General features: G+C 54.7%; 6 protein-coding genes. 1 reads left to right on the forward strand and 5 read right to left on the reverse strand.

The annotated features are described in order from the left end of the window. Positions 1-29: 29 nt before the first annotated feature. On the reverse strand, positions 30-3,713 hold the full coding sequence (metH, locus tag HHI26_RS15425; protein WP_171149323.1) for a methionine synthase: 3,684 nt from the start codon (positions 3,711-3,713) through the stop codon (positions 30-32). Positions 3,714-3,898: 185 nt separating this feature from the next. Here metH and iclR point away from each other — a divergent pair, with 185 nt between their 5' ends. Beyond that, complete coding sequence (iclR, locus tag HHI26_RS15430) at positions 3,899-4,732, forward strand: glyoxylate bypass operon transcriptional repressor IclR (RefSeq protein ID WP_133846948.1); 834 nt, start codon at positions 3,899-3,901, stop codon at positions 4,730-4,732. Here the strand turns inward: iclR and aceK are convergent. From aceK to metA, 4 genes are all read right to left on the reverse strand, one after another. Continuing rightward, complete coding sequence (aceK, locus tag HHI26_RS15435) at positions 4,729-6,468, reverse strand: bifunctional isocitrate dehydrogenase kinase/phosphatase (RefSeq protein WP_171149324.1); 1,740 nt, start codon at positions 6,466-6,468, stop codon at positions 4,729-4,731. The genes iclR and aceK overlap by 4 nt on opposite strands. A gap of 170 nt (positions 6,469-6,638) precedes the next feature. Next, entirely contained in the window at positions 6,639-7,943 is a 1,305-nt protein-coding gene (aceA, locus tag HHI26_RS15440; protein ID WP_133846946.1) for an isocitrate lyase, read from the reverse strand. 21 nt (positions 7,944-7,964) lie between these two features. Then, a complete protein-coding gene (aceB, locus tag HHI26_RS15445; protein ID WP_167864284.1) occupies positions 7,965-9,563 on the reverse strand; it encodes a malate synthase A in 1,599 nt (532 codons plus the stop codon). A gap of 314 nt (positions 9,564-9,877) precedes the next feature. After that, positions 9,878-10,807, reverse strand: a complete 930-nt coding sequence (gene metA / locus HHI26_RS15450; RefSeq protein ID WP_133846944.1) for a homoserine O-succinyltransferase — start codon at positions 10,805-10,807, stop codon at positions 9,878-9,880. Positions 10,808-11,152 lie beyond the last annotated feature (345 nt).

Genomic DNA, 11,152 nt, shown 5'->3' on the forward strand with positions numbered 1-11,152 from the left:
ATTCTCAATGAAGAGCAATGAACACGTTTTTAATCAGCGTCATATCCCAGATTAGGCGCTAACCAGCGTTCAACGTCGGTGACCGACATCCCTTTACGCCGGGCGTAGTCTTCAATCTGGTCACGCTGTAGCTGGGCCACGGCAAAGTATTTACTCTCCGGATGGCTGAAGTACCAGCCGGACACCGCCGCCCCCGGCCACATGGCGAAGGACTCCGTCAGTTTCATTCCGGTGTGGGATTCCACATCGAGCAGTTCCCAGATGGTGGCTTTCTCCGTGTGCTCCGGGCAGGCAGGGTAGCCAGGCGCAGGACGGATCCCCTGGTAGTTTTCCCGAATCAACTCGTCGTTGCTGAGGTTTTCCGTGGCGGCAAAGCCCCATATCACTTTACGCACCCGCTCATGCAGATATTCGGCAAAACCTTCCGCCAGGCGATCTGACAATGCTTTGACCATGATTTTGTTGTAGTCGTCGTGCTGTGCATCCCAGGCGTCTGCCAGGGCATCTTCTTCGAGGCCTGCGGTGACGGCAAATGCGCCCAGATAGTCGGCTTTACCGCTCGACTTCGGCGCGACAAAATCGGCGAGACAATAGTTAGCAAAGCCCTTTTTTTCGGTCTGCTGGCGTAAGTGATGACTCACTTGCAAAATTTCAGTACGCGATTCGTCGCTGTAAATTTCGATATCATCCCCGACGCGGTTCGCCGGGAAAATGCCCACTACACCGCGCGGATTGAGTGAACCGTCGCGGCTTAGCTGATCCAGCATCGCGTTGGCATCGGCGAACAGCCGTTTGGCTTCTTCACCGACCACCTCATCTTCCAGAATGCGCGGATATTTGCCGGCCAGCGACCAGGTCATAAAGAATGGCGTCCAGTCGATATAGTTGCGCAGCGTTTCGATGTTAGCACTCACTTCGCTCACACCCAGCCTGTGTGCTCTCGGTGGTGTGTAATTCTCCCAGTCGAAGGAAAAATCGTTGTCACGTGCCACCTGTAAAGTCACCGGCGGCGTACGCGGTTTTTTACGGGCATGCTGAATACGTACGGTGTCGTACTCTTTGCGGGTGCGGGTGACAAAGTCATCGTACTGGGTCGCAGACAGCAGCGCAGAGACCACGCCCACGGTGCGCGAGGCGTTCTGCACATATACCGTCGGGCCGCTGTAATTCTGTTCGATTTTTACCGCAGTGTGCGCTTTAGACGTGGTAGCCCCACCAATCAACAGCGGTATTGTAAAGCCCTGGCGCTCCATCTCTTTCGCCACGTTGACCATCTCGTCCAGTGACGGGGTGATCAGGCCAGACAGGCCGATAATATCGGCGTTGTGTTCGCGGGCGGTTTTCAGGATCTTATCGCTGGGCACCATCACGCCCAGGTCAATGATTTCGTAATTATTACACTGCAACACCACGCCAACGATATTTTTGCCGATATCGTGCACATCGCCTTTTACCGTCGCCAGAACGATTTTACCGTTGGTGCTGCCCTTCTCTTTGCTGGCTTCAATATAGGGTTCCAGCCAGGCCACCGCCTGTTTCATCACACGCGCTGATTTCACCACCTGTGGCAGAAACATTTTACCCTCGCCAAACAGGTCACCGACCACGTTCATACCGGCCATCAGTGGCCCTTCAATCACTTCGATCGGACGGGCGGCCAACAGGCGTGCGGCTTCCGTATCGACTTCAATAAATTCGGTAATCCCTTTAACCAGCGAGTATTCCAGGCGTTTTGCCACGTCCCAGCTGCGCCATTCGGCCTGCGGCTTGGTGCTGTCATCATCGGCTTTGCTGCCACGATATTTCTCTGCCAGCTCCAGCAGACGTTCGGTGCCGTCGTCGCGACGGTTTTGCACCACGTCCTCTACCGCATCACGCAGGTCGGCAGGCAGGTCGTCATAGATTGCCAGCTGCCCGGCATTCACGATCCCCATATCCATGCCGTTACGGATAGCGTGGTAGAGGAAGACCGCGTGAATCGCTTCACGCACCGGGTCGTTACCCCGGAAGGAAAACGACACGTTGGACACCCCGCCCGAAATCATCGCATGCGGCAGTTCGCGTTTGATGTCTTCACAGGCGCCGATAAAGTCCATCGCGTAGTTGTTGTGCTCTTCAATGCCGGTGGCGACCGCGAAGATATTCGGGTCAAAAATAATATCTTCCGGCGGGAAGCCGACCTCTTCCGTCAGCAGCTTGTAGGCGCGGCGGCAGATCTCGATTTTACGCGCACGGGTATCCGCCTGGCCCACTTCATCAAAGGCCATCACCACCATTGCCGCACCGTAACGCCGCACCAGGCGGGCATGACGCAGGAACTGAGCGACGCCCTCTTTCATGGAGATCGAGTTAACGATGCCCTTGCCCTGGATACATTGCAGACCTTTCTCGATCACCTCCCATTTCGAGGAGTCGATCATAATGGGCACACGCGCAATATCCGGTTCCCCGGCAATCAGGTTGAGAAAACGCACCATCGCTGCTTCAGCGTCGAGCATCCCCTCATCCATATTAATATCAATAATCTGTGCGCCGCTTTGCACCTGTTGCAAAGCCACTTCCAGCGCTTCGTTATACTTTTCTTCTTTGATCAGTCGTTTAAATTTCGCCGAGCCGGTGACGTTAGTCCGTTCCCCCACGTTGACAAACAGGCTTTCTGCGCTGATGTTCAGCGGCTCCAGCCCGGCAAGGCGGCAGGCAACGGGCAGCGTTGGTAGCGGACGCGGGGCAACGCCCTCAACCGCTTTCGCCATCGCCGCGATATGCTCTGGCGTGGTACCGCAGCAGCCGCCGACAATGTTCAGGAAGCCGGCCTGCGCCCATTCACCAATCTGTTCGGCCATGATCTGCGCATCCAGATCGTATTCACCAAAAGCGTTGGGTAACCCGGCATTCGGGTGTGCGGTGACATACCCTTCGGCAATACGCGCCAGCTCCGCTACGTACTGACGTAACTCGTCTGGACCAAGAGCACAGTTCAGGCCAAAGGAGAGCGGTTCCGCGTGGCGCAGTGAGTTATAGAAGGCTTCCGTCGTCTGGCCAGAGAGCGTTCGGCCTGAAGCATCGGTGATGGTACCGGAGATCATCAGCGGCAGCTCAACCCCCAGCGCTTCAAATTCCTCTTTAACGGCAAAGATCGCCGCTTTGGCATTCAGGGTATCGAACACCGTTTCAATCATGATGATGTCAGCGCCCCCCTCCACCAGCGCGCGGGTGGATTCGCGGTAAGCTTCCACCAGCTGGTTAAAGGTGACATTACGAAATGCGGGATCGTTGACATCAGGAGAAATGGAGCAGGTGCGGTTAGTGGGCCCTAACACACCTGCGACATAGCGTGGACGATCCGGGGTGCGTGCCGTCCACTCGTCGGCACAGGCCCGCGCCAGTTTCGCGGCGACGTAGTTGATCTCGGCCGACAGGGATTCCATCTGGTAATCGGCCATCGCGATGGTGGTGGAGTTGAAGGTGTTAGTTTCGAGGATATCTGCACCTGCGGCGAGGTAGCCGTTGTGGATTTCGCTAATCATCTCGGGTTTCGTCAGCACCAGCAGATCGTTGTTGCCTTTTAGATCGCTCGGCCAGTCGGCAAAACGCGCACCGCGAAAATCCTCTTCTTCCAGTCTGTAGCTCTGGATCATGGTTCCCATGCCGCCATCCAGCAGCATAATGCGTTTTTTCAACTGCTGATGCAGCGCTTCAATCCGGTTACTCACCACTCTTCCCCTTCAGCATCTCACCCAGGCACCACTGCCAGCACGTCATACTGGCACAACTTTTGTGCGGGTAACAGTGATGCCAGGTGAGACATTTTCAGTCTGATGACAAATGCAGAAGCAGCTTGAAGTATGACGGGTATAGAACGAAAATGATTTCCATAATGCGCAAAAAGGAGTCAGGTATGGTCACCCCCGTCGTCGTGAAACGCGGCAAGAAGCCGCGTGCCGCCGCTGCATCTACTGCTGCGCCTGCCGGGCAGGTTCAGTCGTTAACCCGTGGTCTGAAGCTGCTGGAATTTATTGCTGAGTCCCACGGTAATGTGGCGCTCACTGAACTGGCACAGCAGGCCGGGTTACCTAACTCCACCACACATCGCTTGTTGACCACTATGCAGCAACAGGGATTTGTGCGGCAGGTCGGGGATTTAGGGCTGTGGACTATTGGGGCGCACGCGTTTGTGGTCGGCAGTAGCTTTTTGCAAAGCCGTAACCTGCTGGCACTGGTCCATCCGATGCTACGCACACTGATGGAGGCCTCCGGCGAAACGGTGAATCTGGCGGTGTTAGACATCAGCGATCACCAGGCGGTGATTATCGATCAGGTGCAATGCACTCAGCTAATGCGCATGTCAGCGCCGATTGGCGGCAAACTGCCGATGCACGCCTCCGGTGCAGGTAAGGCATTTCTCGCCAACCTTGATGATAAGCAGGTGAGCGAACTACTGCATCGTCAGGGGCTACATCACTACACGCCGAAAACGTTGATGTCACCACACAGCCTGAAAGAGAATCTTGCGCAGGTACGCAAGGCCGGTTATTCGTTTGATGATGAAGAACACGCGCTGGGTCTGCGCTGCATTGCCGCCTGCATCTACGACGAACACCGCGAACCTTTCGCAGCGATTTCCATCTCCGGCCCGATCTCACGCATTACCGACGACCGTGTTACCGAAATCGGTGCACTGGTGATCAAAGCGGCGAAAGAGATCACCCGTGAATACGGCGGATCGCGCTAACCTGCCGTTTGCAGTGAACGATAACGCTGACTGAAGCGCTGGCGGCGGCGGTAGGCGAACACATCTTCAATGTGACCCGCGCGGATACGCTGCTGTAGCCCGCGCCAGAAGTCGGCGTGAAACAGCTCCGCGTGCATTTCATCAAACAGTGTGGCGATGGCCGGATCGGCGCACAGGTAGTGACGAAACTCTTCCGGAAACACGTCTTCTGGCGACACGCTGTACCAGGGCTCGTGGCTTAATTCATCTTCCGGGTAGCGTGCGGCGGGGATATCGCGGAAGTTCACTTCAGTCATATAGCTGATTTCATCGTAGTCATAGAACACCACCCGCCCGTGACGGGTGACGCCAAAATTTTTATACAGCATATCGCCAGGGAAGATATTGGCCGCCGCCAGCTGCTTCACCGCATTTCCGTACTCTTCTATCGCCTCTCGTCGTTGCTGCGCACTGGCCTGCTCCAGCCACAGGTTAAGCGGGGTCATACGCCGTTCCATATACAGATGGCTGATGGTCAGCATCTCCCCGTTCCGTTGCAATTTCTCCGGCACCTCTTGCTCCAGCAGCGCCAGCAGCGCCGGGCTGATGCGCTTCTCTTCGATAGCAAAATTTTCGAATTCCTGGGTATCCGCCATTCTGCCCACGCGGTCATGCTCTTTGACCAGCTGATAGCACTGACGCACCCGCTCTGGCGTCACCTCTTTCTGCGGCGCAAAGCGATCTTTAATCACTTTAAATACCCGATCAAAGCCCGGCAGGGTAAACACCAGCATCACCAGCCCTGGTACGCCGGGCGCCACGACAAACTGCTCGTTTGTTGCGCTCATATAGTGGAGATATTCGCGATACGTTTCGGTTTTGCCATGCTTCTGGCAGCCAATCGCCATATAGAGTTCAGCCGTAGTTTTGCCCGGCAGGATCTCACGCAGCCATTCAACCAGCGCCGCAGGCAACGGGGCATACACCATAAAGTAGGAGCGGGCGAAGCCAAAGACGATGCTGGCCTCACGGTTGCGCGTCAGGCAGGTATCAATAAACAATGTGCCTTCGTCACTGCGGTGAATCGGCAGCAGGAAGGCGCAGACTCCTGAAGGCGTGCGCAGTTTGGCAACCAGCCAGGCAGCCTTATTCCGGTAAAACAGTTCATTGGCGACCTGTAAATTCGCCTGTTGCAGCTCACTGGCGCTAAAGTTTTCCCGCAGATGCGCAATGATATACTGGATATCTCGCGCCATATCCTGCCAAGGCAGGCGCAACGGCAGATCGTGCAGTAAACGGCTCAGCAAAGGCTGCCAGCCATCGGCCGCACTGAAGTTTTTTGCCAGTGGGCGTGGAATGGTGCGAAATCGCTGCTCTGGTTGTGAACTGAAGATAAACAGTCGTTCCGGCGTCAGAGCCTGGTGGCTGAACAGACGGCAGTAGACGGAATTAAAGAAGCTTTCGGCTATTTCAAAACGCGGGTAGTCCGGCAGCAAATCGGTGTAGATGGCCTTTACCCGTTGCAAAAAATCACGGTCTTCCGACTGCGAGGCGGTAATACAGCGCAGCTGTTCTACCACCAGACCCACATGGTGATCGTAGAGATGGATACGCGCTTTCATCGCCAGTTGCACCGCCTGCCAGTCGGCCTGTTCAAAACGCTGTTGCGCCCCGCCAGTGACTTCCAGAAAACGTCCATACTGCGCGTCAAATCCCTGCAGGATGGTGCGGGCAATCAGGGTTTCCAGTATCGGCATGATTCACCTCAGGCGTCAGCATGAAGAAGGGACGGGCATGCCCGTCCCCTACAGAAGTCTGTGGAGGTCGGACAGGCCCAGAATAGGTGTCGGGTCGGACATATCCGGGATACGTGTCGGGTCGGACATGCCCCGGATACGTGTAGGGGTCGGGCATGCTCGACCCAGGATCAGAACTGTTCTTCTTCCGTCGATCCCGTCAGTGCCGTCACCGATGACACCCCGCCCTGGATGATGGTGGTGACATGATCAAAGTATCCCGTTCCGACCTCCTGCTGATGCGAGGAGAAGGTGTAGCCCTGTTTAATCGCGGCAAACTCCGGCTGCTGTACTTTCTCTACATAGTGGCGCATGCCTTCCCCCTGTGCGTAAGCCTGTGCGAGGTCGAACATGTTGAACCACATGCTGTGGATGCCCGCCAGGGTAATGAACTGGTATTTGTAGCCCATCTCTGACAGCGCCTGCTGGAAGCGGGCAATGGTGTTGTCGTCGAGGTTCTTCTTCCAGTTAAATGACGGCGAGCAGTTATAGGCCAGCAGTTTACCCGGGAAGCGCGCGTGAATGGCTTCGGCAAAGCGCCGCGCCTGCTCAAGATCCGGCTTTGAGGTTTCACACCAGATCACATCAGCATAAGGTGCGTACGCCAGACCCCGGCTGATCGCCTGCTCAATACCGGCATGGGTGCGGAAGAAACCTTCCGGTGTGCGTTCTCCGCTAATAAATTCACGGTCATAATCATCGCAGTCGGAGGTGATCAGGTCTGCTGCATCCGCATCCGTGCGGGCAATCAACACCGTAGGCACGCCCATCACATCAGCCGCCAGACGTGCAGCCACCAGTTTCTGAATCGCTTCCTGAGTCGGCACCAGCACTTTGCCGCCCATATGGCCGCACTTCTTCACTGATGCCAGCTGGTCTTCAAAGTGCACGCCCGCTGCGCCGGCCTGAATCATCGACTTCATCAGTTCAAAGGCATTGAGTACGCCGCCAAATCCGGCTTCCGCATCGGCCACGATCGGCAGGAAATAGTCCACATAGCGCGGATCGCCAGGCTCAATATTCGATGACCACTGAATCTGATCGGCACGCTGGAAGGTGTTATTGATGCGTTCCACCACCGACGGGACGGAGTTAGCCGGATACAGCGACTGGTCCGGGTACATGCTGGCGGCGAGGTTAGCATCGGCCGCCACCTGCCAGCCGGAGAGGTAGATCGCCTCAATCCCCGCTTTCGCCTGTTGCAGTGCCTGCCCGCCCGTCAGTGCGCCCAGGCTATTGATATAACCTTTCTTTGCGCCGCCATTAAGCAGCGCCCAGAGTTTTTCTGCTCCATTTTGGGCCAGCGTACAGACCGGGTTAACCGAGCCACGCAGTTTGACCACCTCTTCAGCGCTGTACGGACGGGTGATGCCATCCCAGCGTGCATCGCGCCAGGATTGTTCTGTCTGCTGAATCTGTTGGGTACGAGAAGTCATGATGGAGCTCCTTGTCAGGGTTCAGGGAAGTAAGCGGTAGCCCGGCAGAGTCAGAAACTCAACCAGTTCGGATTCAGTGGTAATGCGTTCCATCAGTGAAGCGGCCTCATCGAAGCGCCCTTCGTGATAGCGTAAGTCACCCAGCTCTTGCCGGATCACCTGCAACTCTTCTGTCAGCATCTTGCGGAACAGGGCTTCAGTGACCACTTCACCGCTTTGCAGCGTTTTGCGGTGATGAATCCATTGCCAGATTGAGGTACGTGAGATTTCAGCGGTGGCGGCATCTTCCATCAGTCCATAGATAGGCACGCAGCCGTTGCCGTTGATCCAGGCTTCGATGTACTGCACAGCCACCCGAATATTGGCGCGCATACCCTCTTCAGTACGCTCACCCGCACAGGGGGCCAGCAACTGTTCTGCGGTGATGTCTGCATCCTGTTCACGCATCACCTGGAGTTGGTTTGGACGTTCACCCAGCACCTGGTCAAAAATGGTCATCACCGTATCGGCCAGACCGGGGTGAGCAATCCAGGTGCCATCGTGACCGTTAGCCGCTTCACGCTGTTTGTCGGCCTGTACTTTGTCCAGCACCCACCGATTGCGCTCTGCGTCTTTGCTGGGAATAAACGCTGCCATTCCCCCCATCGCGAACGCGCCGCGCCGGTGACAGGTTTTGATCAGCAGGCGTGAATACGCATCCAGGAAACCCTGATCCATCGTCACGGACTGGCGATCGGGTAAAACACGATCGGGATGATTTTTCAGGGTTTTGATGTAGCTGAAGATGTAATCCCAGCGGCCGCAGTTCAGGCCAACAATATGATCGCGCAGGTGCCAGAGGATCTCGTCCATCTGGAAAACGGCCGGTAAGGTTTCGATCAGCAAGGTCGCTTTGATCGTCCCACGCGGGAGATCGAAACGATCTTCGGTGTAGCTGAACACATCACTCCACCAGGCCGCTTCCTGATACGACTGGGTTTTCGGCAGATAGAAGTAAGGCCCGCTTCCCTTTGCCAGCAGCGCATTCACGTTGTGGAAAAAGTAGAGCGCAAAATCAAACAGGCTGCCCGGGATCGGCTCATCGCGCCATGTGACATGCTTTTCAGGCAGGTGCAGGCCGCGAACACGGCAGATCAGTACTGCCGGATCGGGCTTCAGCTGATAGATCTTCCCGGCCTCATTGGTGTAGCTGATGGTGCCGTTGATCGCATCGCGCAGATTGATCTGTCCGGCGATCACTTTGTCCCATGCAGGGGCCAACGAGTCTTCAAAGTCAGCCATAAACACATTCACGTTAGCATTGAGCGCATTGATGACCATCTTGCGCTCTACCGGGCCGGTGATCTCGACTCTGCGGTTCTGCAAATCTGCTGGAATACCGCGGATTGTCCACTCGCCATTTTTAATGGAATCCATTTCCGAAATAAAACATGGGAGTTCTCCCCCATCAATCCGGCACTGTATCCGTGCACGTTCTGATAGCAGTGCCTGGCGGCGCGGCGTGAACTTCACCACCAGATCGCTAAGAAAATCGACGGCTTCATCGGTGAGAATCTGCTGTTCATCCTCACCAAATGCGCGCTGGAAGGCCAGTTCCCTGCTAATTACCTGCTGTGTCATCTGTTTGCTCCTGTCATCGATGCTACCGGGTATGCAATGTGTTACCCGGCGATCTTCTTTGAACAATCTTTGAACTGCAGGATCAAAATAGCATCAGTTAAATTTCAAAATCAAAAACTATTTCCATTTTAAACTCAATATGAACTCAATGAATTGATTTATATATAATTAAAATTACAAATCAACAGGAAGTTGTTTTCACAGAATAATGAGATCGCGATCGGGTGACTGGATTCAGCAAAATGAGAGAGGGGGGAGTGGGCGGTGTTTAAGGTGGATCGATGATCCACCTGGTAACAGAACAGGGGGAGTGTTTACTCGAGTGTTGGGTTCATATGACGCAGATCGAACGGTGTGATCTGGTATACGTAGTAGTTCAGCCAGTTGGAGAACAGCAGGTTACCGTGACTACGCCAGCTGGCACGCGGTGGCAATGCCGGGTTGTCATTCGGGAAGTAGTTAAAGGGCACTTCCGGATTCAGGCCCGCATCAAAATCACGGTGGAATTCACCGGACAGCGTCAGTGCATCATATTCAGGATGGCCGGTGACAAAGGCCAGGCGTTTGTCTTTGCTGGCAAACAGATATGCACCGGTCTGGTCCGACTCAGCAAAAATTTCCAGGTCAGTATAGTCACGCAGTAGCTGAGTGGGGAAGTCAGCATAACGTGAATGTGGCGCCAGGAAGGTATCGTCAAAGCCGCGCGTTAACAGTGCGTGAGGATGTAAGATTTGATGCTCAAACACACCTGATAATTTGTTTTCGCGGGTCTGTTTTGGAATGCCATACAGAATATTCAGTGCCGCCTGTACAGCCCAACAGACAAATAACGTGGAAGTCACGTGCTCTTTTGCCCAGTGCAAAACCTTCTGGATTTGCGGCCAGTACGCGACATCGCAGAAGTCGACCAGCCCGAGCGGGGCACCTGTCACGATCAGTCCATCGTAGTTATCATTCTGAATGTCTTCGAAATTACAGTAGAAGTTATTCAGATGTTCCGATGGCGTATTGCGTGACTCGCGGCTGTCGATGCGCAGTAGCTGGATGTCGATCTGCAGCGGGGAGTTAGAAAGCAGACGCAAAAATTGGTTTTCAGTTTCGATCTTCTTTGGCATCAAATTCAGTACCAGCACTTTCAGCGGGCGAATATTCTGCGTGCTGGCACGCGTGGACGTCATAACAAAGACGTTCTCGTCGCGCAAAAAACTTACGGCTGGTAATTCATCGGGTACCCTGATCGGCATGACCTGCTTCCTCACTACATACGCTTATACGTTTAGACATCCAGACAGCCAAAGATAACGTGCCTCTGCCCGAATGTCGAGTACTCATCCGATTATTGAAAATGTTTCATCTCATTGCTCAGTATAGAGTAACGATCGACTCATTAGTGGTGAGGAAACAGGCAATGCAGAGGAGGATTGCTTCGATTCAGCAACTATTAACGTTCTGATTTTGTTCTAAATAGGGGACATACATGGCAATGATTAAATCGCAGACGAAAAAAAACCCCGGCCTTTCGGTCGGGGTTCTTTCTTCGTTTGATGCCTGGCAGTTCCCTACTCTCGCATGGGGAGACCCCACACTAC

Source organism: Erwinia sp. JH02 (genome assembly GCF_013074405.1).
Taxonomy (GTDB): domain Bacteria; phylum Pseudomonadota; class Gammaproteobacteria; order Enterobacterales; family Enterobacteriaceae; genus Erwinia; species Erwinia rhapontici.